Source organism: Burkholderia diffusa, from assembly GCF_001718315.1.
Lineage (GTDB): Bacteria > Pseudomonadota > Gammaproteobacteria > Burkholderiales > Burkholderiaceae > Burkholderia > Burkholderia diffusa_B.
This window is the reverse complement of the sequence record NZ_CP013363.1, coordinates 2147483-2173590: the sequence shown is the minus strand read 5'-3', so window position 1 is coordinate 2173590 and position 26108 is coordinate 2147483. Positions and strand designations below refer to the sequence as shown.

The 26108-nt window shown below is 65.9% G+C and carries 16 protein-coding genes; 3 read left to right on the top strand and 13 right to left on the bottom strand.

Features of this window, described 5'->3' with window-relative positions:
- Positions 1–145: 145 nt before the first annotated feature.
- From WI26_RS24975 to WI26_RS24965, 3 genes are all read left to right on the top strand, one after another.
- Positions 146–1288 (top strand): DUF2827 domain-containing protein, encoded by a 1143-nt coding sequence (locus WI26_RS24975; RefSeq protein ID WP_069227528.1) that lies wholly within the window; start codon positions 146–148, stop codon positions 1286–1288.
- 739 nt (positions 1289–2027) lie between these two features.
- Positions 2028–2831, top strand: coding sequence for an EAL domain-containing protein (locus tag WI26_RS24970; RefSeq protein ID WP_059464512.1), 804 nt, complete (start codon positions 2028–2030; stop codon positions 2829–2831).
- Positions 2832–2893: 62 nt separating this feature from the next.
- On the top strand, positions 2894–3337 hold the full coding sequence (locus tag WI26_RS24965) for a hypothetical protein (protein WP_069227863.1): 444 nt from the start codon (positions 2894–2896) through the stop codon (positions 3335–3337).
- A 42-nt stretch (positions 3338–3379) separates the two neighbouring features.
- Here the strand turns inward: WI26_RS24965 and WI26_RS24960 are convergent, their stop codons facing one another.
- The 13 genes from WI26_RS24960 to WI26_RS24885 form a co-directional block, all read right to left on the bottom strand.
- Positions 3380–5353 carry an FkbM family methyltransferase gene (locus WI26_RS24960; protein WP_069227527.1) on the bottom strand — a complete coding sequence of 658 codons (1974 nt, stop codon included), beginning with the start codon at positions 5351–5353 and terminating at the stop codon, positions 3380–3382.
- 25 nt (positions 5354–5378) lie between these two features.
- A complete protein-coding gene (locus WI26_RS24955) occupies positions 5379–6515 on the bottom strand; it encodes a DUF2827 family protein (protein ID WP_069227526.1) in 1137 nt (378 codons plus the stop codon).
- A gap of 28 nt (positions 6516–6543) precedes the next feature.
- Positions 6544–7011, bottom strand: coding sequence for a DUF4019 domain-containing protein (locus tag WI26_RS24950; RefSeq protein ID WP_069227525.1), 468 nt, complete (start codon positions 7009–7011; stop codon positions 6544–6546).
- Positions 7012–7057: 46 nt separating this feature from the next.
- Positions 7058–8212, bottom strand: a complete 1155-nt coding sequence (locus WI26_RS24945) for a DUF2827 domain-containing protein (protein WP_069227524.1) — start codon at positions 8210–8212, stop codon at positions 7058–7060.
- Positions 8213–8226: 14 nt separating this feature from the next.
- On the bottom strand, positions 8227–9372 hold the full coding sequence (locus tag WI26_RS24940) for a DUF2827 domain-containing protein (RefSeq protein WP_069227523.1): 1146 nt from the start codon (positions 9370–9372) through the stop codon (positions 8227–8229).
- 403 nt (positions 9373–9775) lie between these two features.
- Entirely contained in the window at positions 9776–10450 is a 675-nt protein-coding gene (locus WI26_RS24935; protein ID WP_069227522.1) for an OmpA family protein, read from the bottom strand.
- A gap of 124 nt (positions 10451–10574) precedes the next feature.
- Positions 10575–17495 carry an ESPR-type extended signal peptide-containing protein gene (locus WI26_RS32420; RefSeq protein ID WP_155768831.1) on the bottom strand — a complete coding sequence of 2307 codons (6921 nt, stop codon included), beginning with the start codon at positions 17493–17495 and terminating at the stop codon, positions 10575–10577.
- A 471-nt stretch (positions 17496–17966) separates the two neighbouring features.
- Positions 17967–18167: a hypothetical protein gene (locus WI26_RS32415; RefSeq protein WP_155768817.1), complete on the bottom strand. Its 201-nt coding sequence runs from the start codon at positions 18165–18167 to the stop codon at positions 17967–17969.
- A gap of 450 nt (positions 18168–18617) precedes the next feature.
- Entirely contained in the window at positions 18618–19520 is a 903-nt protein-coding gene (locus WI26_RS24910; protein ID WP_059511939.1) for a hypothetical protein, read from the bottom strand.
- A gap of 92 nt (positions 19521–19612) precedes the next feature.
- Entirely contained in the window at positions 19613–19831 is a 219-nt protein-coding gene (locus tag WI26_RS24905) for a hypothetical protein (RefSeq protein WP_006749916.1), read from the bottom strand.
- A 221-nt stretch (positions 19832–20052) separates the two neighbouring features.
- Positions 20053–20703: an NADPH-dependent FMN reductase gene (locus tag WI26_RS24900; RefSeq protein ID WP_069227519.1), complete on the bottom strand. Its 651-nt coding sequence runs from the start codon at positions 20701–20703 to the stop codon at positions 20053–20055.
- A gap of 532 nt (positions 20704–21235) precedes the next feature.
- Positions 21236–22588, bottom strand: coding sequence for a DUF3999 domain-containing protein (locus WI26_RS24890; RefSeq protein ID WP_069227517.1), 1353 nt, complete (start codon positions 22586–22588; stop codon positions 21236–21238).
- Positions 22585–26007 (bottom strand): DUF2339 domain-containing protein, encoded by a 3423-nt coding sequence (locus WI26_RS24885; RefSeq protein ID WP_069227516.1) that lies wholly within the window; start codon positions 26005–26007, stop codon positions 22585–22587. Before WI26_RS24885 ends, WI26_RS24890 begins: the two co-directional genes overlap by 4 nt.
- Positions 26008–26108: the final 101 nt, after the last annotated feature.

Here is a 26108-nt window from a genome sequence, read left to right as displayed (position 1 = left end):
CATGGCCGCCGACCACGGGCATCGGCGCCGCGTATGACGATGCATGACAGTCTGGCGGCCGGCGCTCCGCTAGACTGGCGGATTGCTCGCGCGGCCGCGTGCCGCGCGCTACACTGCGTCCATTCAACCTCCCATCTCGCCGACGATGACGTCTCCTGTCCTGAACGGCCTGCGCATCGGTATCACGATCGGACTGCGCACTCCCGACGAAAGCCTGTGGATCAACGGCATCAAGCAGAACGCGCTGTTTCTCGCGAAGCTGCTGATGGCGTCGCCGCACGGCTACCGCGTGACGCTCGTCAACACGACCGACGTGCCGCTGACCGATGCGCTGCCGTGGGATCGCACCGTGTTCGAAACGCGCGCATTCGCGGACATGAAGGATGCGCTCGACGTGGTGATCGAACTCGGCGGCCAGATCGACGCCGCTCAGACGGCCTACCTGAAGGCCCGCGGTGCGAAGATCGTCAGCTACTGCTGCGGCGTCGAGTACATCAACGCGATGGAGTCGATGCTGTTCGGCCGCCGGCTGTGGGATTCGCTGTTCATCAACCGCGGCTACGACGAGGTGTGGGCGATTCCGCAGATCGCGCCGTCATCGCTGCCGTTCCTGCAGTCGCTGCGTCGCTGCCCGGGGCGCGTCGTGCCGTTTGTATGGGATCCGATGTTCCTGAGCGCGCGCGCGGCATCGCTGCCCGAGCATGGCGAATACCGCCCACGCAGCGAGCCGGGCAAGCGGCTCACGGTGATGGAACCGAACCACAACGTCGTGAAGTTCTGCGTGTACCCGATGCTGATCATCGACGAAGCGTATCGTCGCGACCCCGATGCGATCTGCTTCACGCACGTGACGAACGCCGACCGTCTCGCGCACGAAAGCCCGGAGTTCGTGATGCTGATGAATTACCTGGACATCGTGCGTGCCGGCAAGGCGAGCTTCGTCGGTCGTTTCGACACGCCGCTGTTCCTGGCCGACCTGACCGATATCGTGGTGTCGCATCAATGGTCGAACCCGCTCAACTACTTCTATTTCGACGTGTGCTGGCAGGGCTATCCGCTCGTGCACAACGCGAGCCTCGCGCCCGATCTCGGCTACTACTACCCGGACAATGACGTTCAGAAGGGCGCGGACGCGCTGCTGCACGCGTTGCACACGCACGACGACGGCTGGGAAGGGTACACGCGGCGCCAGCGCGAGATCCTCGGGCGCTATACGTCGGCGAACCCCGCGCTCGTCGCCGAATACGATGCGCTGCTCGCGAATCTGATCGGCGCGACGGCGGCATGAGGTTGCGCGTGCGGCAAGCCGTCGGGTGGATCGTCACCGGTTAATGTCTGAAGAAATCGCGCCGTTAAAAAAAGAAACCGTCGAACCGGGGAGATTCGACGGTTTTGAAGGCACGAATTTGACGGCTCCGAGGGAAGTCCGTCGGAAATTATTTTAGAGGTTAACAAGTCGAAAAGATTGTTAAACATCTTTCAATCGACGGCCGTCATATAATTTGAGCGCATATTATCTTTATCGGCTTGTCTGATTAATATTCGGCCGTTATCAATATCGTTTCAAACGACGAAATTGAATGTCGCGAGGACCGAATGTGCCGCGTCGGGCCATCGGCGCCGCGAGGTGCGGCGAATGCGGGTATCGGTCCGGGCAGTGTTCCGCTGTCGGATATTTATCATACAAAATACCAGGCACTTGATTATTTAAACAGGTCGCGTGGTAAATCAATTCTTCGTGCGATGTTCGGGCGGGAAAGATAAGCGGTATCGATTGGTGCTGTTCCAACGATTTTGTGTAATCTGCCGCACTGTTGTCGACATGCGCGCGTGGTGTATTTCCGATGTTTGAATATCGTTGACAATATCGGGTTTGACGGTGCGCCGAAATAAAAAGTACGCTCCCGGAAAAGATCGAAACAACAGGATGGGCCGGGTAGGCGGTGGTGCGCGTCGTGGTCGGCTCGCGCCATGTGTATCGAGAGCGCGGGCCGTCATCGGCGGTCCGACATTTGCCGGAGCGCCGGATGAATGCGGTCGAATCTCGCCTGGAGGCGAATAACGTAGCGAATCGGGATGAGATCGATCTCGTGTTGGGCGCGCATGACGATCACCCGGACCTTGCGTCGGTGCGCAGTTTTGTCGAAAGCCGGCTCGGATTCGCGCGAGAGCCGGTCTGCCGCGCCGACCTGTCGGGTGGCGTGCTCTATCACGAATGCCTCGCGCGGCTGCGCTGGGGAGCGCGCGATGCGCTGCCACCGCTCGCGTTCCTGCCTCGCCTCGAATCGCTCGGGTTGATGCGGTGGTTCGACCGGCTCGTCGTGGGCCGGACGATCGACGCGCTGCGTGCCGATCCGAAGGCTGTGTACGGCTGCAATGTCGCGGCGACGAGCGCGGTTGTGGACGACGCGTGGCTGGCCATATTCAGGCGGCTCGAGTGCGAGCCGTCGGTCGCAGCGCGGCTGGTCGTCGAGATTACCGAGACGGGGCCGTTGAATCCCGTCGCGGGCCGATCGTTCGTGAACCGGTTTCGCCAGGCCGGGTGCCGCGTCGCGATCGACGACTTCGGCGTCGGCTTCAGCGCGCTGAACAACCTGGTGGTCGGCAACCCCGATATCGTGAAGCTCGACAGGTCGGTCCTGTCGCTGATCAAGCGCAACGCGATCGGGCGCTACCAGTTTCGCCGGCTGATCGCGTTCGCGCATGAAAGTGCGCGGCACGTCGTCGTCGAAGGCGTGGAGAACGAGATCGACCGGCAGATCATCCTGGATTCCGGCGTCGCATGGGCGCAGGGCGTCCGCTTTACATGGCGGTCACCGGCGGCCGCATGACGCCGCGGTGCGCACGCGGCGCGTCGGCATCGGGCAACGAAGGATCGGAAAGGGGCGTGGGTATGGCGGCGACGAAGAAGGCCGGGCAAGGAACGGGCACGCGGGCGGCCGATGCGAGCGAACTCGTCGCAATCGCCGAACTGGCCGACATTCTGTGGCAACTCGGCGCGGAATCGACCGATGCACCGCTCGATGTCACGCCGTATCTCGATGGCCTGAAGGCCGTCGCGCACCGTATTCGCCGAATGACGCCGCTCGACGCCGACGGCCGGGAACTCGCGGCGCGGCACTATTACGCCGGCGTGTTTGCAGGCGCTTGCGGCGACGATTCGGCGATTGCGCGCGGCGTATCCGGCAGCCTCGCGCGGCACGCTGGCCAGGTCAGTCGTGCCGCGCTCCGCTGTTTCGCGGGGCTCGCGCGGATCGGACGCCGGCATGGCCACCTGTTCGCCATGCACGGCGGCGACTGGGTGCCGCCCTGGCGCCGGCCCGCGCACCGTGCCTGACGTTCGTCGAACGCGGGTGTGCGGCGCTCGGCAGGCGCCGCGTCAGTCGTTTCCGAATCCCCCGAGCACGAGCGCCAGCGCGCGATCGACCGCATCGTCCCATTGGCCCGGATGCGCGGCGCGCACGATCCGGATGCCCGGATACAGCGCGGTGCGCGAGCCGGTTTCCCAGCGTGCATCGGCTTTCGGGCTCAGCAGCAGGACTGCCGGCACACCCAACGCGCCGGCCAGGTGGATGTGCGCGGTGCAGGTGGTGACCACGGCATCCATCGCGAGCATCAGCGCGGCCAGATCGCTGAAATCGCCGATCGCGTGATGCGGGAACGTCACCGGCAGATCCGAAGGCTCGGATTGTGCCGACAGGTCGCGGTTGAGACAGTACGCGGAGTAGCCGTGCATCCGTGCAAGCGGCGCGAAATCGCGCAGGCTGGCCGCGCGATGGAACCGCGCGTCGCTTTCGTCGCGCCCGCGCCAGTTCAGCCCGATGCGGCGCGTGCCTGGCGCATGGCCATCGTGCGACACGCGATCTCGCCACGCGGCCTCGTGCGCGGGTGGGCACGTCAGGTAGATTGCCGGCACGCCTTTCGGCGCCGATGCGTAACCGAAGTGCGCGGCGAGCATCAGGAACGAACACCAGTAGTCGTGCGCGAGCTGCGACGCGTCGACCCACGCGCCGTGTGCGCCGACGAACTCGATACGCGGAAACGTGTGGCGCATCAGGTCGGCCAGCGCGGCGGGGACGATGACCGTCACCGCCGTGCAGCCGAGTGCATCGAGCGCATGCAGGTAGCGGGCGTACTGGAGCTGGTCGCCGACGCCGCCGTAGCTGAGTACGAGCAGCCGCTTCCCGTGCAGTGGCTGGCCTTGGTAAAGCCGGTCCGTCGGCAGCCCGAACTGCGCGGCCGTCAGAACGTTTTCGCTGTCGATGGTGGCACGCGCGGCCTCGTCGCGCCGGCCGGCGCGCAGCAGCAGCGCCGAACGGGCCAGTTCGATCCGCCCGCGCGCGGCGTCGGGCAACACCGCGGGATCGCCGAAATGGTCGAGCGCCGCGAGGCCGGCCTCGGGTGCGCCGGCGAATCCGTAGCACGACGCGAGCTGGAACGCGATTGCATCGTCGTCGAGGCCCCGGCCGCGCGCGCGTTGCCAGCGGTCGATCGCGCGTCCCCACTCGCAGCGCGATTCGTGGTCGAGTGCGCGATTCCAGTGTGTCTCGGGTGCTTCGGTATCGGCGGGCGCGGCCGTCGGGCGATCCGCGCCGTGTTCGGTCGTCCCGCCGACGGTGAGCGGTTCGCCCGAGATGAACAGGCGCTGCCGGTCCCAGCGCGGGTTCGGTGCGCAAAGCATGTTCAACCCGTCGATCCGATAGAACGTGTAATCGAGACCGGCGAAGGTATCGATGATCGGCGCTTCGCCGACTTTCCAGTATTCGATCCAGCACCACGGGAGATGCGTCTCGAGCAGCCGGCGCGCGCCGCGCAGTGCTTCGACCTCCATCCCTTCGATGTCGAGCTTCAGGAAATCGAGACGCGCCAGGCCGAGCGAATCGAGCCTGACGACAGGCGTCGGCGTGCCGCCGGATGCTTGCGCGTCGACGAGCGAAACCGTCCCGAAATCGGCATCCTGTCCGTAATCGACATCGGGTACCTTCATCGTGCCGTTGGCGGCGGCAAGCCCCATGTTGAGCAGATAAAGGTTGTCGAGCTGGTTGAGCGCGACGGTGCCGCCGAGTGCATGGAACAGCGTGCGCTGCGGCTCGAACGCATAGACGCGGCCGCCGCGTTCGCGCAGCCGGTGCGCGATCGGCACGCACACGAGCCCGGCATTCGCGCCGCCGTCCACCGCGATTGCGCCGTCGGGCAACTGATCGATCACGTGCATGATCATGTCGAGCTCGCCCTGGATATGCGGCCGGCCGGTCTTGATCAGCGCCTCCGCTTGCAACGCGCAGTGGCGGTTGATGACGAACGGGCCGTGGATCGAATCGATCACGACGAAATTGCGGACGGTCTGATTCATGGGCGAGGGGCGCGTGGGAAGACAATCAGCCGAGCGTGCGCCCGGTGAACAGGCGCTGGATCTGCTCGGAATACGCGCGCACGTTGTGGTCGGCGAGCGTATCGACCTGCTGCAGGCAGCGGCGGGCCGCTGCCGCGTAGTCGCCGAGCCGTGCGTCGTGCGTCTGCGCGGCCGTCGCGATCGCGCGCGCCGCATCGAAGATCTCGAAGTCCGGGTAGTAATAGCCGACGTCGCGCAGGAACGGCGAGTTGTGCACGAGCGGGTAGTTGCCGTACAGCGCGTCGTACAGCAGGTAGTTCAGGCCGTTTTCCCAGTGGTGCGACACGACGATGTCGGTGTGATGCGCGGCCCATGCGACGAACGGCGCACGCACGTCGGCCGTCGCCTTGCCGTCGCGCACCATCTCGAGCCCGAGCGCGAGATGCTTGAAGGCGACGTTTTCCTTCTTGTCGAACGTGTTGGTCATGTACACGTGCTCGACGAGCTCCGGGTGCTCGACGTAGCATGCGTTCGCGGCCAGCATCGGCACGATTGAACTCTTCACGACGTTCAGGTTCGGTTCGAAGAACGCGATGCGCTTGGCCGGGCCGTGATTGCGATAGCCGAAGCGCGCCTTCAGTTCGGGATCGGCGTCGAGGCTGCGTTCGATGAAGTACGGCGACCAGATGTGCGGCAGCTCGATCACCGGAGCGCGATACACAGCCTGGAAGTAGGCCGCGCACGTGTGCATGTGCTGCGGGTTGGTCCAGATTTCGTCGAACTGCACGCGGTTCGGGTTCGGCCGCCAGTTGTTCTTCTCGAAGTTGATCGTCTCGACCGCGATCACGTAGTCGTTGCCGAAGCGGTACGACACGCACTTGCCGCCGCGCTGGCGCACCGCGTTCGTGTGCGACGGATCGACGAACGCGTTCATCTCGATCAGCAGGTCGGTCTGGTGAACGATCGCCGACAGCGGTCGCAGCGCTTCGCCGAATGCGTCCATCATCAGCGCCTGCGGGTAGTCGGTGATGCCGTCGTCGTGCGCGAGCCAGACTTCGCCGATCAGCGGCGAGCGTTTCAGCAGCATGTACAGGTACACGCAATGCTGGTTCGCGCCGTTGTACCAGATCGACTGCGTCGCGTCGCGCTGGACGTTCATCGTAATCGCGACATTGATTTTCATCGGCGGCTCCGGGCGGACGGTGCGCGGTTCAAGGCGTGTAGTTCTGCGACTGGCGCGGTACGTAGCCGGTCAGGTGCCAGTGGCCGTCGTCGTCGAGGCGAAAGCTCAGCTTTTCGTACACGGTCGTCCCGGTCGTGAGCGTCGTCGTATAGTCGACATTCGCATAAAGCCCGTCGGGCATCGACGATGAATTCGCGTAGCGAATCCGCGTGATCTGCGCCCAGCCGCGATGGCTGACCATGCCGACCGACTGGCGCGCGCGTTGCATGTCCAGCGCGAACTGGTCCTGCTTGATGCGCGCCTTCACGAACGCGGCGGAGTCGTTCCACACCGCGCCGTAGTGGCCGGCGTCGAGCTGGTTGAAGACCGCATCGGCATCGCGCAGCAGCGCGTCGGCCGATTCGCCGCCGGATTGCGCGTGCGCACCGATCGCGATCGACGCGACGGCGCAGCCGATCAGCCATTTCGTGCGGGAGAGGGGCAGGTGTGCGTTCATGTCGGAATCCGAAAATGGCGGCGCGTCACGCGCCACGCGTCGCGCGTCACGCGTCGCGATAGAGCGACGCGATCGCGTCGGAATATGCGGCGACGTTGCCGGGGTTGTAGATGCTGACCGAGTCGAGCACGTGCTTCGATTGCTCGCGATACGCGTCGAGGTTCGCATCGTGCTCGGCGAACGCCTGCAGCAGCGCGCGGCCGCCGGCCTGGCAATCGAAGTCCGGATAGAAATACCCGGCCTTGCCGAGGAACGGGGAGTTGTGGATCAGCGGATAGTCGCCGTACAACAATTCGTAGTACAGGTAGTTTTGTGCGTTTTCCCACGTGTGCGATACCACCGCGTCGCCGTAGGCGGCCATGAACTCGTACACCGCATAGCGACTTTCGAACGTCGTGATCCCGTGGTTCACGATGTCGAGGCTCTTCGCGAAATGGACGAAGGTCGCATGCTCCTTCAGGTGCAGCGTGTTGCACACGCGCACGAACTCGAGGAATTCCGGCTTCGCGCGATAGGCCTCCTCGGTCACCAGCATCGGGATGATGCTCGTCTTCACCATGCAGATGTTCGGCTCGAACATCGTCACGCGCCAGCGCGGCTTGCCGGGTTGGTAACCGAACGACAAACCGGCGCCGAGCGTCGCGCGTGCCTTGTCGAACAGCATCGGATGCCAGATGTGCGGGACGATCGTCACCGGCGCGCGCAGGCCCGTCTGGTAATAGTGCAGGCACGAGCGCTCGAATTCCGGAATCGTCCACACCGCGTCGTACGGTGCGCCGGAGAACAGGAAGCCCGACGGTTTGTCGAACATCGCCCGCTCGATGTCGATCACGTAGTCGTTGCCCACCCGCATCGTGACGACCTTGCCGCCGCGGTCGCGGAATGCGCGCAGGTAGTCGGCGCCGAACTGCGCGCTCATTTCGATCAGCACGTCGCAGCGTTCCAGCGCTTCGTCCATCGACAGCAGCGGCACGTCCCACTCGCCGAGCATCATCTGCGGATCGGCGACTTGTTCGCCGCCGTTCACCATCACGGCTTCGGCGACGAGCGGAGACTGGCGCAGCAGCAGGATCAACAGCAGGCAGTTCTGGAAGATGCCGTTTTCCCACAGCGACTGGCCGGCGCCGCGCACGAACAGCGACACGCCGACGACGAGACGCTTGCCCTCGCCGGGCGCTTGACGGGCATTGGAGTCCGACATGCGTATGCTCCGGTTCAGGCGACCAGGCGCGCGACGAACGCGTCCAGGTTCGCGGGGTTGTCGATCGAGACCGACTGCAGCAGCCGGCCGGCTTTCGCACGATAGTCGTCGAGCCGGTCGTCGTGATGCAGCCATGCATCGCGCAGCGCCTGGCCGCCCGCGGCGGAATCGAAGTCCGGGTAGTAGTAGCCGGCGTCGCCGAGCAGCGTCGAATTGTGGATCAGCGGATAGCCGCCATACAGCACGTCGTAGTACAGGTAGTTCTGCGCGTTTTCCCAGTGGTGGGACACGACCGCGTCCGCATGGCGCGCCATGAAGCCCGGCAGGTTGATGCGCGGCTCGAACGTTGCCTTGTGCTGACGCACGAGATCGAGACTGTTCGCGAAGTGCACGAACGTCGGATGTGCCTTCATGTGCATCGAGTTGACGACGAACAGATGTTGCACCGCGTCCGGTTGCGCGCGGTAGAACTCGTCGCACGCGAGCATCGGGTAGTGGCACGACTTCACGACCGAGATGTTCGGTTCCAGCGTGGCGAGATTCCATGCACGGCGGCCGGGCCGATAGCCGAACGTCAGGCCTTCGCTCGCCAGCGCGGCGATGCGGCGATCGAGAAAGTACGGCGACCACAGATGCGGAATCGTATGGACCGGCGCGCGCGTGAGCGTGCGCAGCAGCGGCACGTCGATCTTTTGCGACTTCTCGAGCACCCACACTTCGTCAAACTGAGTGCCGTTGAAGATGTGCCCCGACGGTTTGTCGAAGATTGGCGTCTCGGCGAGACCGCTGTAGGTGTGGCCGACGTAGCACGCGACCAGCTTCGTGCCGAGCGCTTTCATGTGCCTGAGCCATTCGACCGGCAGTTGCGCGCCCATTTCGATCACGACGTCGAGTTCGTGCGTGACGTCGACGGGTTTCACGAGCGGCACATCGAGACCGTCGAGTTCGAGGCCGGCCGGCAGCGCGTTCGCGTCACCGCCATTCAGGAAATAAACGGGGCCGACGCGGTTCGAGCGCTTGAGCATCATCGCGAGGAACGCGATGTTCTGGTGAATGCCGTTTTCCCAGATCGCCTGGCCGTCCCGCGCAAACAGCGAGATACCGACGGCCGGCCGTTGCTTGCGGGTGCCGCCCGAGGCGGCTTGATTGATATCCGTCACCGGTTGGTTTCCTCTGCGGCGTCGTGCGTTCGGCCGTGGCCGCGAAACGGCGCGCCGTGGATTGTCGTGGTCGTGTTCGCGCCGGCGCGCACTGGAATGCGCGTCGAGCGGCGCGGAACGCGATGCGGCCGCCGGATTCCGGGGTGTCGTCGGGCGGGTCTGGCACGGCGCGCGACGCGGGCGGAACGCCCCGGCAGCTGTCTGCGGCGATTGTGGCACGGAAGGCGCCGTTCTGTGGAGGGGGCTGACGAACTTTGACATAGCCGCCGGGCGCGGGAGTCGGGGCGCCGGCGAAGCGGTGTCGACGGGGGCGGCGGGGTGCCGGCGGCGCGACTGCGCCCTGCCGGTCCGGGCCGTCGCGCGCGGGCGCGGGGAGGGCGCCCGGGGCCGCGACGGCCGGGGCTCAGCGCTGTAGCGAGATCTCGACGCGGCGGTTGCTCGCGCGGCCTTCGGCCGTCGCGTTGGAGGCGACCGGATCGGCGGCGCCCCGGCCCGTGACCGACACCGATTGCGCCTTCAGCCCGTGCGCCTTCAGGTAGCTTGCGACGGTTTCCGCGCGGCGCTTCGACAGCGCGAGATTGGCGGCGTCGTTGCCGACCGAATCCGTATGGCCGGTGACCGTCACGTGCGTGTACGTGTGGTCTTCGCGTTCGCTCAGCAGCTTGTCGAGCGATGCGCGCGCGGCCGGCGTGAGCGTGGCCAGGCCCGTCGCGAACAGCGCGTCGCCCGCGAGGTTGACGTGTTCCACCGCTGCGGGTGCAGGCGTGGGCGACGGCTCGGCGGTCGACGCCGCTGCGGCCGGCGCGGCGCCGCACTGGAACACCAGCGTCGCGGGATCAGCGCCGTCGCGCAGCGCACGCGCGGAATCGACGGTACGCACCGGCTGGTCGCCGCAGATCTTGCGGGCGGCCTTCATGCAGGTCTGCGGGCCTGACAGCAGGCCGTGGCAATCCACCTGGAAGGTGCGCACGCCGTCGCGCGGCTGCAGTTCGGATGCGCTGTAGGTCGGGCCTGATGCGGTCGAGCACGCGGCGAGGGCCGTCGCGGAAAGCGCGAGCGCAAGAACGAGTTTGTTCACGATTACGTCCTCAATGCTTGGGTTGACTGAAGCCCGCCACGCGTTGCGCGACGGGCTCGTCCTGCCGTCGGGGCCGCCCCGGTGCCGTCCGGCTCGCGAGCCGGCGGCGTGGCGGCGCGACGGGTTACTTCCACTGGTACAGCATGCCGGCGCCGATCACCTTCTGACCGCCGCTGAAGCCGCCGTTGATCGACGCCTTCAGGTTCTCCGTGATGCGCGCCTGCATGTTGACCGCCATCGCCTTCTGACCCAGGAACGACGCGGTGCCGACACCCATCCCGAAGTTGGCGTCGCGATCGAGCTGCGGGATCGACGCCATCGCGCCGACGGCCGCGATACCTTGCTTCGCCATCTGGTCGGTCTGCTGCAGTTGCGAACCCAGCGAGTTGATTTGCGCCTGCTGGCCCGACAGTGCCGTCGACAGCGTCGTCTGCACCTGCGTCAGCTGGTTCACGTTCACCGCGTCCGTGCCTTGCGTACCCGGCGCGACGTTCGTGATCTGGCGCTCGCTCCCGGGCGAGCCGACGCTCACGACATTCGAACGGCCGCCATCGGTCGAATTCGCGCCGATCGCCACCGAGTTCGAGCCGGCGGTGACCGTCGGCCGGTCGGAGCCGGTGCCGTTCATGTCGGCCGCGATGGCGGTGTTGTTCGCCGAGCGCGTCGTGTTGTTGTTGATCGTCGTCGACAACTGGTTCACCTGATCGCCGAGGTTCGTCACGCCGGTCGACAGCGATGCCACCGTGCTGTTCGTCGAGCTCAGGCCCGTCGACAGCGAGCCGATCCCGGTCGACGTGGACGTGGACAGTGACGTGAGGTTGCTGTTCGTCGAGCTGAGGCCCGTCGACAGCGAGTTGATCGCCGTCGAGGTCGACGTGGACAGCGACGTCAGCGAGCTGTTGGTCGAGCTCAGGCCCGTGGACAGCGAACCGATGCCGGTCGACAGCGACGAGATGTTCGACGCGGTCGACGTGGACAGGCTGTTGACCGCCTGGTTCGTTGCGTTGAGCTGGCTGCCGTTGATCGCGTCCGTGCTGGTGGCCGATACCTGGCCCGCCGCGACGTTCGTGATCTGGCGCGTGGCGCCCGTGGCAGGGTCGCCGACGCTGACCACGCCCACCGGCGAGGTGCCCGCGAAGAAGTACGTGACACCGCCGATCGTGGCGCTCGAGGTGCCCACCGCGGTGCCCGTGACCGAGCCCGCGCCGAGCGCGATCGAGTTCGCGACGTTAGCGGTGGCGTTCGAGCCGAGGGCGAGCGCGTTGGCCGCGCTGGCCGTGGCGCCCGCGCCGTAGGCCTGGGCGCCGATGGCGCTGGCCGTCGACTGGTTGCCCAGCGCGATCGTGTTGTCCGCAGTGGCCTGGTTCGCGCTGCCGAGGGCGAGTGCGCTGTTGCCGGTTGCCGTGTTCGCGTTGCCGAGCGCCACTGCGCCGGTGCCGGTGGCCGTGTCGTTCGCGCCCATTGCCACGGCGCCGGTGCCCGTTGCGACACTCGGGTCGCCGATCGCAACCGCGCCGTCGCCGCTCGCCGTGTTGCCGGAGCCGATCGACACCGCCTTGCCGCCGGTGGCCGATGCGTTCTGGCCGATGGCAACCGCGCCGGTCGACTGCGCGTTCGAGCCGTCGCCGACCGCGACGCTGCTGGCGCCCGCCGCGCTGGCATTCACGCCGGCTGCGAGCGAGTTGACGCCCGTTGCGCCGTTGTTGGCGTAGTTGCCTTGCTGCGTGCCGTTGTCGTTGACGCTGTAGTAGTGCGTCTTGGCGGCTTCGATCGCGGTCGAGGTCGAGGTGGACAGTGACGTGATTGAGCTGGTGGCCGTCGACAGACCGGTCGACGTGGAAGTCGACAGCGATGCCACCGTGCTGTCGGTGGAGCTGAGGCCCGTCGACAGCGAATTGATGCTCGTCGAAGTCGAGGTGGACAGCGAGGTGATCGAGCTGGTGGCCGACGACAGACCGGTCGACGTGGAAGTCGACAGCGAAGCGACCGAGCTGTTGGTCGAGCTCAGGCCCGTGGACAGCGACGTGACGCTGCTTGCGGTCGAGGTGGACAGCGACGTCAGCGAGCTGTTGGTCGAGCTGAGGCCGGTCGACAGCGAGCCGATCGAGCTGGTCGCGGTCGAGAGGCCGGTCGAGGTCGAGGTGGACAGCGAGCTGATCGAGCTGGTGGCCGACGAGAGGCCGGTCGACGTGGAGGTCGACAGCGAAGCCACGGTGCTGTCGGTCGAGCTGAGGCCGGTAGACAGCGAGTTGATGCCCGTCGAGGTTGACGTGGACAACGAGGTAATCGAGCTGGTGGCCGACGACAGGCCGGTCGACGTCGAAGTCGACAGCGAAGCGACGGTGCTATCGGTCGAGCTGAGGCCGGTCGACAGCGAGTTGATGCCCGTCGAGGTCGAGGTGGACAACGAGCTGATCGAGCTGGTTGCCGAGGACAGGCCAGTCGACGTCGAAGTCGAGAGCGAAGCGACGGTGCTATCGGTCGAGCTGAGGCCGGTCGACAGCGAGTTGATGCTCGTCGAAGTCGACGTGGACAGCGACGAAATCGAGCTGGTAGCCGATGAGAGACCCGTCGACGTGGAAGTCGACAGCGAAGCGACCGAGCTGTCGGTCGAGCTGAGGCCGGTCGACAGTGAGTTGATGCTCGTCGAGGTCGACGTGGACAACGAGGTGATCGAGCTGGTGGCCGACGAGAGGCCGGTCGACGTCGAAGTCGACAGCGAAGCGACCGTGCTATCGGTCGAGCTGAGGCCCGTGGACAACGAGTTGATGCCGGTCGAAGTCGACGTGGACAGCGAACTGATCGAGCTGGTTGCCGAGGACAGGCCGGTCGACAGCGAGTTGATCCCCGTCGAAGTCGACGTCGAGAGCGACGAAATCGAGCTGGTTGCCGACGACAGACCGGTCGACGTCGAAGTCGAGAGCGAAGCCACGGTGCTGTCGGTCGAGCTGAGGCCCGTCGACAGCGAGTTGATCCCCGTCGAAGTCGACGTCGAGAGCGACGAAATCGAGCTGGTTGCCGACGACAGACCGGTCGACGTCGAAGTCGAGAGCGAAGCCACGGTGCTGTCGGTCGAGCTGAGGCCCGTCGACAACGAGTTGATGCCCGTCGAAGTCGAGGTGGACAGCGAACTGATCGAGCTGGTTGCCGAGGACAGGCCGGTCGACGTGGAGGTCGACAGCGAAGCCACCGTGCTATCGGTTGAGCTGAGGCCGGTCGACAACGAGTTGATGCCCGTCGAGGTCGAGGTGGACAGCGACGAAATCGAGCTGGTGGCCGACGAGAGGCCGGTCGACGTGGAGGTCGACAGCGACGCGACGGTGCTATCGGTCGAGCTGAGGCCGGTCGACAGCGAGTTGATGCTCGTCGAAGTCGAGGTGGACAGCGAGCTGATCGAGCTGGTGGCCGACGAGAGGCCGGTCGACGTGGAAGTCGACAGCGAAGCGACCGTGCTGTCGGTGGAGCTGAGGCCCGTGGACAGCGAGTTGATGCCGGTCGAAGTCGAGGTGGAGAGCGAGCTGATCGAGCTGGTTGCCGACGACAGGCCAGTCGACGTTGAGGTCGACAGCGACGCGACCGAGCTATCGGTCGAGCTGAGGCCCGTCGACAACGAGTTGATGCCCGTCGAGGTCGAGGTGGACAACGAGCTGATCGAGCTGTTAGCCGACGAGAGACCCGTCGACGCGGAGGTCGAGAGCGAAGCGACCGAACTGTTGGTCGAGCTCAGGCCGGTCGAGGTCGACGTAGACAGCGACGAAATCGAGCTGTTAGCCGACGAGAGACCCGTCGACGCGGAGGTCGAGAGCGAAGCGACCGAACTATTGGTCGAGCTCAGGCCGGTCGAGGTCGACGTAGACAGCGACGAAATCGAGCTGTTAGCGGACGAGAGGCCGGTCGACGTGGAAGTCGAGAGCGAAGCGACCGAACTATTGGTCGAACTCAGGCCCGTCGAGGTCGACGTAGACAGCGACGAAATCGAGCTGTTAGCGGACGAGAGGCCAGTCGACGTCGAGGTCGACAGCGAAGCCACCGAACTATTGGTCGAGCTGAGGCCGGTCGACAGCGAGTTAATGCCCGTTGAGGTCGACGTGGAGAGCGAAGCGATCGAGCTATTCGCCGACGAGAGCCCCGTCGACGTGGAGGTCGACAGCGAAGCGACCGAGCTATTGGTCGAGCTCAGCCCCGTCGACAACGAAGTGATGCCGGTCGACAGCGACGAAATCGCGCTGCTGGACGACGACACCGTCGTCGACAGCGAATCCACGACGGAATTGGTCGCGAAGAGTTGGGAGCCGTTGATCGCGTCCGTGCTGTTCGCCGTGATTTGGCCAGCCGCGACGTTGGTGATTTGACGCGTGGTGCCTGTGCTCGCATTGCCGACGCTCACCACGCTGCTCGGGTTGCCGCCCGCGAACGTCGAGGTCACGCCGCCGACGGTACCCGTTGGCGTCGGGGTGGGTGCATCGGTAACGGAGCCGCTGCCGAGTGCGACGTCGCCGGCGTGGTTGGCGATCGCATTCGGGCCGATCGCGACCGAATCCGTGCCGAGTGCCTGGCTGTCGGCTGCCGTCGAATTCGCGTGGAAGTACTTGATGCCCTGGTTGTTGATGCTGTCGATCGCCGAGCCGACGCTGTTGGCGGTCGACGTCGTGCCGTTCGCGTTGTAGGTGGTGTACGACGGAGCGGAAACCGTGCCGGTTGCCGGGTTGTAGCTCGCGCCGCCGCCGAGGGCTGCGGCGGTGCTGTTGCCGAGATTGTCGGTCTTGGTCGTGACCGTGCTGAGGCCGGTGGACAGCGAGCTGATTCCCGTCGAGGTCGACGTAGACAGCGACGAAATCGAGCTGTTAGCGGAGGAGAGGCCAGTCGACGTCGAGGTCGAAAGCGAAGCCACCGTGCTGTTGGTCGAACTGAGGCCGGTCGACAGCGAGTTGATGCCCGTCGAAGTCGACGTGGAGAGCGAAGCGATCGAACTATTCGCCGACGAGAGCCCCGTCGACGTGGAAGTCGACAGCGAAGCCACCGAACTGTTGGTCGAGCTCAGGCCAGTCGAGGTCGACGTAGAGAGCGACGAAATCGAGCTGTTAGCCGACGAGAGCCCCGTCGACGTGGAGGTCGAGAGCGAAGCCACCGAACTGTTGGTCGAGCTCAGGCCGGTCGAGGTCGACGTAGACAGCGACGAAATCGAGCTGTTAGCGGAGGAGAGGCCAGTCGACGTCGAGGTCGAAAGCGAAGCCACCGTGCTGTTGGTCGAACTGAGGCCGGTCGACAGTGAGTTGATGCCGGTCGAAGTCGACGTGGAGAGCGAGGCGATCGAACTATTTGCCGACGAGAGCCCCGTCGACGTGGAGGTCGAGAGCGAAGCGACCGAACTGTTGGTCGAGCTCAGGCCCGTCGAGGTCGACGTAGACAGCGACGAAATCGAGCTGTTAGCGGAGGAGAGACCCGTCGACGCGGAGGTCGAGAGCGAAGCGACCGAACTGTTGGTCGAGCTCAGGCCCGTCGAGGTCGACGTAGACAGCGACGAAATCGAGCTGTTAGCGGAGGAGAGACCCGTCGACGCGGAGGTCGAGAGCGAAGCGACCGAACTATTGGTCGAGCTCAGGCCCGTCGAAGTCGACGTGGACAGCGACGAAATCGAGCTGTTAGCCGACGACAGACCGGTCGACGTGGACGACGACAGCGATGTAACCGAGCTATTGGTCGAGCTCAGGCCTGTGGACAGGGAGTTGATGCCGGTTGAAGTCGACGTCGACAGCGAGCTGATCGAGCTGGTTGCCGACGAGAGGCCGGTCGACGTGGAGGTCGACAGCGAAGCCACGGTGCTGTCGGTCGAGCTGAGGCCCGTGGACAGGGAGTTGATGCCGCTCGAAGTCGAAGTGGACAGCGAGCTGATCGAGCTGTTAGCCGACGACAGACCGGTCGACGTCGAAGTCGAAAGCGATGTAACGGAGCTATTGGTCGAGCTCAGGCCCGTGGACAGCGACTTGATCCCCGTCGAGGTCGAAGTGGACAGCGACGAGATCGAGCTATTAGCCGACGACAGGCCGGTCGACGCGGAAGTCGAAAGCGAAGCCACCGAGCTATTGGTCGAGCTGAGGCCGGTCGACAGCGAGTTGATGCCGGTCGAAGTCGACGTGGAGAGCGAAGCGATCGAGCTATTGGCCGATGAGAGACCCGTCGACGTGGAGGTCGACAGGCTCGCGATGCTCGACGTCGTCGTGCTTGCAACCGCGAAAAGCTGGCTACCGTTGATCGCATCGGTGCTAGTTGCGCTGACGAGGCCAGCGGCGACGTTCTGGATACGGCGTTCCGAACCGACTTTACCGACGCTGACCACACCGGCGGACGAACTCGCGCCGGCATAGGTGCCGAACGTCTGGGTGCCGATTGTTGTATTGCTTACCGTACCCGTGCCGCCGGTCGTGCCCGACGTAGTACCACTTGCGGTAGCGCCGGAGCCGATTGCGACCGAGTTGACGACAGTCGAGGTTGCGCCCGAACCCAGTGCGATTGAACCGTCCGCCGTGGCCCCGGAATTGGCGCCCAGCGCCACGGATCCTACGCCGCCGGCCGAGGCATTGAAGCCCAATGCGGTGCTCGATTGACCCGACGCAGTCGCCTGAAGGCCCGCAGCCAGTGCCCATTGAGCCGCATTAGCGCCCATGCCGATAGCGACGGCCCCATTCCCAGTGGCTGTCGTATACGAGCCGAACAGCGTCACGCCGAGGAGATTGTTGCCATTCGCATTACAGCCTGCAACCGACGAGAATCCGCCGCTGCCGTCTTGGGGAGCCGTGCCTGCCGCATACGTACGCGAGCCGTCAGGTCCCGTTCCACTGGCATAGCCGCAATTGCCCCCTCCATTGCCCCCGTTGAAGGTGTAAATGCCTGCATGGCTCGCCTGCGCTGCGCCGGCCAACAACAAGGTGACGAGCAGCTTAACCGAAGCCGAGCGCTTGCCCTTGCCCCGTGCCGAATCGTGTTCGGATGCCGCGACCCAGGCGCCAAGAGCTTCGTTCCAGATCGAGCGGTATGTGCGGTTCATGTCCAACTACCTCCAAATAAGCACGCCACACACCGGTCTCTTTCGTTAGATGAATCTGCCGTGCGCTCGCGCGAATCTCAAAATTGATGGGCGGAGTTTATTGGAGGCGCTATTTTCAGATTGACAAACAGTGAAAAATTGGTGGTTTTGAAAGTTAAAAGATAGTTAATGCATCGCGTTTTGATGTATCGCGAAGTAAGGCAAGCGAAAATGAGTGGAATGTTGGATGAAGGGTTTGCCCAAGTTCGGGGTGGAACGGAAAAATCGCTTAAAAATCAGGCGCGTATGTGACTTTTGTGCGCTGGTTAACACATCGTCTCGCATCAAAAGTAAGACAAATGAAAAGGCAAACGTTTGCGGCAAACGTTGACATTTCAAGGTTGTAATATTTGACGAAGCGCAAGTTAGGATGGGTTGGTTGTTCTTGTTAATTTGTTAATTTGAGATTTTTGTCGAATCTAAAAAATATATTTAATGATTTTCTTGAAAATCAAAAAACATATAGAAATGATTGCCTGGCTGTGCTGGATTGCGCATTTCACCGCCCGCACTCGCCCGCAGGACGGGCCTTCCCCCGCCTGCCGGCTGCACGAAGTTGTAAAAAAGTGCTACAGGCGCATTGACCCGACGATTGGGATCCCGTTTGGAATCTGCCCTATTGACGTATTCCATATGATGGGTTCAGAGGCGAATTGGACGGCGTGCCGGCTCGTCCGCGCCAGCCACGCTTTCGAAGTAGTTGTTGTGTTGTTGCCGCGGTATCCAGGACGATGGTCGGAGACGCGCAAGTTGGGGGTGACGAGCGCGGCGAGCAGGAAACGTCAGATTTGTGCCACGGTGGCTCGAGCTTGCTGGCCAAGGGGCGTTCCGTGGAATGAAAGATGGCGCGCAAGCACGCCGGATGAGCACCGTCGGGCTGACGTGGGCCGCGTTGGCCGCGGCGTGACGTCGCGCGCGAATCGCCGGATGGGAGTCGCATGCCAGCCGGAACGTGCTCGTTCTCGTGCGAAAGTGCGTGCCGTTGCGCGGATGGCGGCCGCACGCCGTGGTTGTGTCACCTGGTCCGGGCGATGCAGCGCGTCGTCCCGGACCAGGCGCCGCATGCAACCTGCCGTCGCGGTCTTATTTCCTCAGGAATCGCAGCGCGAGGCGCGCCATGCGCGGCACGAACATCGGGCGCAGCAGCCGTCTGTCGTACCCGGCCATCCGCCGGTCGTTCTCGCTGAGGCACAGTTCGATCAGTTCGCGCGGGTTCAGTGCATCGCCGATGTCGGCGGTGCTCGTCGCCGGAAAGTTCGCGTCGTGCGCGACGCCGTCCGCATCGATCCCGCGCGCGATGCCGATGCGTTCCCAGATCAGGAACGCCCACACCGCCGCGACCCGTGCGAAGAACCACGGCCGGCGCCACCACGGCAAGTTCCGCCAGTACCACGCATACCAGTTCACGAAGAACAGGATGTGCCGGCCTTCCTCCTGGATCACGGGCTCGAAGGTGTCGACGAGTTCGGGCGGGAAATACCCGGAGCGCTGCGCGGAGCGGAACAGGCCGAACGCGAAGAAACTGTCGATGCACTCGCTGAAGCCGGTCACCATCCACGACCATTCGGGATCGTTCGGTGCCGGATAGGGCGGTTCGGGCGCGAGCTCGATGCCGTATGCCCGCACCAGCTTCGACAGCACGACCTTGTGCCGGGCCTCCTCGGCGCCGTCCATCTCGAGCGCCTGGCGCAAAAGCGGATCGCCGACGGTCGCCGCGAAGGTGGCGACGCGGATCGACGCTCGGCCTTCGGTCTGCACGGCGATGTCCCAGATCGGCAGCGACGTGAGCCGCTTGAGTTCGTCGGGCTTGAGCGGCGGCCAGTCAATGACGGCCGGCTTGTACGGGTTGTGCGTGTCGAGCAGCATGCGGCAGAACATCTGCCTGTGCGCATCGGAACCGATCCTGACCGGACCCTGGTGCTCGAAGGTCCAGTTGCGCATGGCGTGATCTGCCGCTGCATGATCTTCCTGCAGCGTGTCGGACATGGCTGTTGTAATGCGATTACGAGACGAAAGATTCTTGCATAGCTTCCGTAATCGCGTATTTTCGAGCGGGTCCGCGCTGCCGTGCGCTGCGCTCAGGCTTGCGTGTCGACCCAGAGGCGTCCCCAGCGCGACGCGTACGCGAGCGCATGCTCCTCTTCGAAGAAGAAATCGATCGCGTCGAACGACACGGCGCGCGGCGACGGACCGCCGCTTGCCTTCTCGATCGTCAGGTTCGCGGCGAACAGCCCGTTCGGCAGCCGGGCGGCAGCGGGGGCGACTTCGTAGCCCTTGTAGCGGATCGTGCGGTTCATGGCGTGCGCATGGAAGGTTCGGGTTTTCAGCGTACGAAAACCCGCGGCCCGCGTGAACCAATCTTTCGGCCAATGCAAATCACTTCGCAGCCCGGATCATTATCGGCGCGGGGAGTCGGCATGAAGCATGGGGCGACGGCGCGATGCGCGCCGGACAGTCGGATACGCGCGCCCGCGCGCGACGAACGTCGCCGGCCGGGCGCGGGTAGGCAGGCGGGCGATTACTGGCTGGCGATCTTCAGCACGGGAGCGAGCGCGTCGACCGATGCGGCATGCGTGGCCGCGCGATGCGACGCGAACGCGAGCGCGAATTCGGCTGCCTGCGAGCCGACGGTCTCGAGCTGTGCGACGACCTTCGGATCCGAGCAGCTGTCGGCGCTGTCGAAGCGCGTTTCGAGCGTATTCACGGTGGCGCCGAACGGGGTCGGCCAGCCTCGCAGCGCGTGGACGATCGACCGCAGCGACGTCAGCACGGTGCCGGCGGCCTGCCAGCCGTAGGCCGTCACGATCAGGCCGACCGCGCGGCCGTCGAGGTACGGGCGCTCGTCGGAGCGCAGTTCCTCGAGCGTGTCGAGCGCGTTCTTCACAAGGCCGGACACGCCGCCGTGATAGCCGGGTGTTGCGATGATGATCGCGTCGGCTTCGCGCACGGTGTCGATCAGCTCTCGCTGCGCGTCGGTCAGCGCCTTGTGTTCGGGGGCGTAGTGCGGCAGCGTATGCAGGAACGGGCCGTCGAACAGTCGCGTGCGTGCGCCGGCGGCCTGCGCGCCGCGCAGCGCGAACGACAGCGCGCGCTCGGTCGATGACGCGGCTCGGGTGGTCCCGCCGATGCCGACCACGAACGGGCGGCGATGTTGATCGAATGCAGTCAAGGGGCGCTCCTTGGGATGGCTTGCCCGGCTAAGCACAGGCTTAAAACCAGATGGTAACGACCCCGCCGCTACTCTGAAAACGACTTTTCGTTCTATCGATATGCCGTGCACACGGGTCGAGGGTGCGCGCGGCGGTGCAGATGGATAGCAGAAATGCTTGGTTGGGGCGGCGTGCCGCACTCGATAAGATGGGGCCGTCTCCTCCATGATGTCTCTACTGACATGGGTTGGCCCCGCCGCGCGGATGCAGGCGGGGCTTTTTTTCGTCCGACGCCGGAAAGGGGGCGCGATGCGCGGGCAAGGGTTCGGCCGTGCCGAATTGCGCCGACGCCGACGCCGACGTGCGCGTCGCGGTCTGCTTGCGGGCGCAACGATCGATAAGTTCGACCCCGTGTCCGAAGGCGCCGGATGCAATGAGCATGCACGCCGCCGCACCATCGTTCCGCTTCGCCCTCGCGTGATCTTTACGACATTTTCGTCGCGGTGCCTCGCCGCGCGCGGCTGCGGCCTGATGCGTCGTGCCGGCGTGGCTTCAATCGTCGCGTGCGTGCGTGTCGCTGCCGCCACGCGCGAGGCGCCATGCGATCGTGCCGAGCACGCCGACCGCAACGACCAGCGCTCCCCACAGCACGTAACGGCGGATCGCATCCTTATCGGCGGCCGGCTCCGGCGGAGCCGCCGAGACCGGCAGTGCCGCGCCGACGCGCGCGGGCCGCACTTCCGGCGCCATCCCGACCAGCAGCGCATCGCGGCCCACCGCCGCCGACGGCAGTAACGCATTGCCGACGCCGAGCGTGAACGGCGGCGTGCCGCGCGCGACGAAGGTCAGGGCGGCCGGATGCCAGCCGACCGCGACGGACGGCCGGCCGCCGCCGAGGCCGCCGTTGCGCATGTCGACGACGATTCGCCATGCGCGATCCGGATTCGGCGCGAACGCCAGCGGCGGGTTGCGCTGTTCGCCGCCCTTGCCCTGCAGCCGGAACAGGGCCACGCCGGCGACGTCGCGCCACGGCGTTTGCGCGTCGGGGCGACTCTGCAACATTGCGCGCGCAACCGTATTCGGTTGTGGAAGGTCGATGCGCACGCGGTCGACCGGATATGCGCCGTCGGTGTCGAACAGATACTCGCCGGGCGTGCTGCCGGCTCGCACGTGCACGGCGTCGCGCCATTGACGCGGCACGGCCGCGCTGTCCGCCGTGCGTGCATCGTGTGGCCGCGTTTCGGTCTCGATCGATGCGATCGAGGGCGCGCCGTCGAGCCAGTCGAGCCGCAGGTAGCGCGGCCCCGTGCCTTCGAGCGCGATGCGATCCTGCACCAGCGTGTCGCCGCCGCGCCCGACCTTCAGCAGTTGCGTGCTGCCGAGCGAGCGCCAGCTGCGCAGGTCGTCGCTCGCTTCGACGGCGACGCGCCCCTGGTAGCTGTCGTCGCTCACATGCACGAGCAGTGCGTCGACTTCGCCGTCCGCGTGCGACAGGTCGACGAGATCGGCCGCATGCTTCGCACGAGCCGGCGCGGTGACGGCCGCTCGCAGCGAGCCGTCCGGCGCAACCGACACGCCGAGCGGCGCGTGCCCGTCGTCGTTGCGCGCGGGCGGCAGCGGGAACCAGTGCACCGGCGTGCGCGACGGCGGCACGGCCGCTGCCGCGGGCGCATCGAGCGAGTACGGCACCGGCTCGCCGGCGCCGTTGAAGATGCGCACGTCGCCGAGATCGTCACGCCGGCTGGCTGCATAGACCGGCTGCGGCACGGTGAGCTGGTAATACGCGGCGCTGCCGTCGAGATCGAGCGAGAAGCGCTGGGCAACGCGTTCGGCACCGGGGGCGCCGTCGGCCGCCGCGAACGACGTCAGCAGGCTCAGGCCGAGCAGGGCTGCGAGTCGCTTCATGGTTGGTGGTCGTCCCGTTGAGCCGCGGCCTTCGGCGGCAGCGGCGAAAAATAGCCGATCAACAGCAGCAGGATGCCGATGCCGATGAACGACACGATGCGTTCGATGCCGGTGACGTGCGACAGGTCGAACAGGAACAGCTTGATCACGGTGAGCGCGAGCAGCGCGGCGCCGACGAACCACAGCGGACGCAACCCGCGGCGCGCGGCCCAGATCATCGTCGCCAGCGCGCAGAGTGTCCAGTACACGGAAACCGACGCCTGCACGAGCGTCGATTCCGCCATCGCATCGAATGCGTACGGCACGCCGGTCCAGTGATGCAGCGTGCGCAGCAGCATCGCGTTCAGCCACAGGAAGGCCGTCGCGCCGGCCGCGCAGAGCAGCTCGATGCGGTAGTTGCCGAACGACCAGCCGAGCTTGCGCGCGCGCAGGAACCACGATGCGGCGAGCGCATAGACCACCACGAGCACGAGGTCGAGCGGATTGAGCAGCGGGACGCGCGCCCAGTTGCCGCCGTCCTGCGTGAAGTTTGCGTAGAAGGTCCAGACCCACATCACGACGATCAGCGGCAAGGACGCGAGCGCGCACACGCGCGCGATGCCTTCGCGGCGCGTCAGCCACATGCCGGCGAACGCGAACAGGCTCCAGCCGACCATGAACACCTGCTGGATGCCGAACGACTGCAGCACGGCGTCGATGTCGTAGGCGAGGTGGAAACGGTGATGCAGCGTGCGCAGCAGCAGCGCGTTGAACCACAGGAACACGGTCGCGAGCGCCGCCAGGTCGGCCGCGAGCGGGTGCCAGCCGACACCGAGCGTTTTCAGGCGGCGCAGCCAGGTGGCGAATGCGACGAAGATCAATAGTTGCGCGACGTCGAGCGGATTGAGCAGCGGCAGCCAGAACAACGGCGACGCATCGCCGTCGCTCGTTACGCTGGCGATGCTCCAGAGCCACAGCAGCGCGGCGAGCGGCGCGGCCCCCCACACCTGATACGCACGCGGGAACGCGGCGACGGGCCAGCGCAGCCGGGAGCCGGGGCCAGAAACCAGCAGAAGCAGCGCGCCGAAGCCGTAGGCCCACGCGCTCCAGCTCCACGCGCCTTCGGGCACGAACGCGCGCAGGCGCCAGAAGCCTTCCAGCGAGAACAGCCCGCACAACGTCCAGAACATCAGCGTGTGCAGTGGCGCGATCACCGGGGCGGGGATGGCCGCCATGGTTGACGCGCTCGTGGTGCCGGTCGCGCCCGTGGCCGGCGCAGCCGCTACCGTGCCGCGCGACTGACGCCGCAACAGCGCGTAGCCTGCGATGACGGCGATCGGCCACGCGAACGCGCCCATGCCCGACAACGGTGCCTCATGCGCATCGAACGCGCGCATTGCGAGCAGCGCGAGCACCGGCGTCAACGCGAGTGCGGGCCATTCGGCGATCGGCCACGCCAGCTTGCGGCGCGCGACGTGTGCAAGCCATGCGGTGCCGACCGCGAACAGCGCGGTTGCGTCGACGACGAAGCGGTCCGCATGCAGATCGACGTGGCGGCTCGCCTGGACCAGGATCTCGTGCAGCCCGCCGCTCAACCACCACAGCAGCCCCCAGGCCGCGGCGGCAGCGCCGACGTCCGGCATCCATGCGTGCCACGCGCGCGCTTCGTCGCGCCCGTGCAGCCACCATCCCGTGAACAGCCCGGCGAGCGAGATCAGCAGCATGGCGATATACGGGCTGTTGAGCACCGGCAGCGCGTTCGTGTCGGTCGGCCCAAGCAGGCTCGTGAAGAATGCGCCGGCCGCGGCGATCTGCATCAGCAGGCCGAAGCCGAACGGCGCAAGGCGTTTCTCGCGCACGCCGACCCACACGATCGCCGCGCCTTCGATCGCCCACGCGGCACTCGTCGTCGGGCCCGAAAATGCGAGCGGCACCGCGAGCGTCGCGAAGATCACCGCCAGCGCGAGCATTGCCTCGAACAGCAGCGCGAGACGATCGCGGCGCCGCGCAAGCCATGCGGCGACCGCGACGTAGAACGCCGACAGCGCGACCGCGCTCCACGCGAGCCCGAACGGGGTGCCTTTCACGAGCGCGGCCTGCAGCGCCGTCGCGACGATCGGAGTGCCGAACACCAGCGTGCCGTCGACATAGTGGCGCAACGCCAGTTCGCGTTTCACCGCATACAGCAGCGCGATGCCGACGTACATCAGGAAGAACAGGATCAGAAACGGCTCGGTGGTCGCGAACAGCGCGGGGCGGTATGCCGTCACGCCCCACGCCGAGCCGATCGTGAACGTGAACACGAAGCCGAGCAGGTTCAGCGGACGCCAGGCCTTGAACCATGCGATCGCGAAGATGCCCGCGTTCAGCAACGCGTAGTAGCTGAACAGCGCGACATGGCTGCCGTGGCCGGTCGACAGCAGCACCGGCGCGAGAAAGCCGCCCGCGGTGCCCATGAACGCAAGCGGCAGTGCGTTCTGCTTCACCGCGAGGAACGCGCTCAGCGCGCACACCGCGACCATCAGCGGGAACGCCGCGCCGATCGGCAGCAGTGCGTAGAGCTTGGTCGCGGCGAAGATCGTCAGGTACAGGATGCCGATGCCGCCGCCCTGCAGCACGAGGCCGTATGCCGCGCGGCGCGCACGCACGCGCCACCCGATCGCGAGCAGCGAGGCCGCGGCGAGTGCCGTGCCGGCGAGGCGCAATTCGATCGGCAGCATGTTGTTGTCGGCCGCGTACTTGAGCAGGAACGCGACACCGAAGAACAGCACGATGATGCCGACGCGCACGACCGTATTGCCGCCGAGCAGCCAGTCGCGCGCGGCGCGGAACGCGCGTTCGACGATGTCGGGTTCGTATGCTTCCGGCGGTGCGGGTGGGGCGGGTGGGGCGGGCGGGGCAGATGGCGCAGTCGTCGCGGGCGGATTCGTCGACGCGCCGGCAGCGGCGGCCGCGTCGCTCGCCCGCGTGGCGACTGCCGGTGCGGGAGCCGGGACGGACGTCGACGGCGGCACGCCGTCGCGCGCGACGGCCGGCCGCGCGGCCGGCCGCGGCGGCATTGCGGCGGGTGTGGGCGTGACGGTGGCAGGCGTCGCCGGCGGCATTTGTGCGGCGCTGCCGCTCGCGGCGCCGGCCTTCGCGCCCGCGAGCTGACCGCGCAGCGCGTCGAGCTCGCGCGTGAGCGCGTCGACCGTCGCTTCGAGGCGCGCGACGCGATCGGCGAGCGGCACGGGAGCGGGTTGCAGTGTCGCGGGGGTGGTGTACATCGCGAACGCGTCGGGTATCGTGCCGCCGCTCTTGCGCGTGCGTTGCTGCAGCGCGTGACCGATGCAGAACCCGACCGCCGCGCCAAGCAGCGTGCCGTTGGCAGCGGAGAAATCCCCGAATAATGCGGCGATACCGCCCACGATGAAACCGATTGCGGCAAAAGCCCAATTCATCGCCTTGCTCCCTCTCTCATTTCGTTATCGTCCTTCGATCGTCGCACGGCCCGATCGAGGCTGTTTCAGTATGGCCGGCAGGCGAACCGGCATGCGCACAC

Bases quoted from the DNA above. Each gene is read 5' to 3' on its own strand.
- WI26_RS24975 (WP_069227528.1), top strand. From the start codon at position 146: ATGACGTCTCCTGTCCTGAACGGCCTGCGCATCGGTATCACGATCGGA.
- WI26_RS24970 (WP_059464512.1), top strand. From the start codon at position 2,028: ATGAATGCGGTCGAATCTCGCCTGGAGGCGAATAACGTAGCGAATCGG.
- WI26_RS24965 (WP_069227863.1), top strand. From the start codon at position 2,894: ATGGCGGCGACGAAGAAGGCCGGGCAAGGAACGGGCACGCGGGCGGCC.
- WI26_RS24960 (WP_069227527.1), bottom strand. From the start codon at position 5,353: ATGAATCAGACCGTCCGCAATTTCGTCGTGATCGATTCGATCCACGGC.
- WI26_RS24955 (WP_069227526.1), bottom strand. From the start codon at position 6,515: ATGAAAATCAATGTCGCGATTACGATGAACGTCCAGCGCGACGCGACG.
- WI26_RS24950 (WP_069227525.1), bottom strand. From the start codon at position 7,011: ATGAACGCACACCTGCCCCTCTCCCGCACGAAATGGCTGATCGGCTGC.
- WI26_RS24945 (WP_069227524.1), bottom strand. From the start codon at position 8,212: ATGTCGGACTCCAATGCCCGTCAAGCGCCCGGCGAGGGCAAGCGTCTC.
- WI26_RS32420 (WP_155768831.1), bottom strand. From the start codon at position 17,495: ATGAACCGCACATACCGCTCGATCTGGAACGAAGCTCTTGGCGCCTGG.
- WI26_RS32415 (WP_155768817.1), bottom strand. From the start codon at position 18,167: ATGGAATACGTCAATAGGGCAGATTCCAAACGGGATCCCAATCGTCGG.
- WI26_RS24910 (WP_059511939.1), bottom strand. From the start codon at position 19,520: ATGTCCGACACGCTGCAGGAAGATCATGCAGCGGCAGATCACGCCATG.
- WI26_RS24905 (WP_006749916.1), bottom strand. From the start codon at position 19,831: ATGAACCGCACGATCCGCTACAAGGGCTACGAAGTCGCCCCCGCTGCC.
- WI26_RS24890 (WP_069227517.1), bottom strand. From the start codon at position 22,588: ATGAAGCGACTCGCAGCCCTGCTCGGCCTGAGCCTGCTGACGTCGTTC.
- WI26_RS24885 (WP_069227516.1), bottom strand. From the start codon at position 26,007: ATGAATTGGGCTTTTGCCGCAATCGGTTTCATCGTGGGCGGTATCGCC.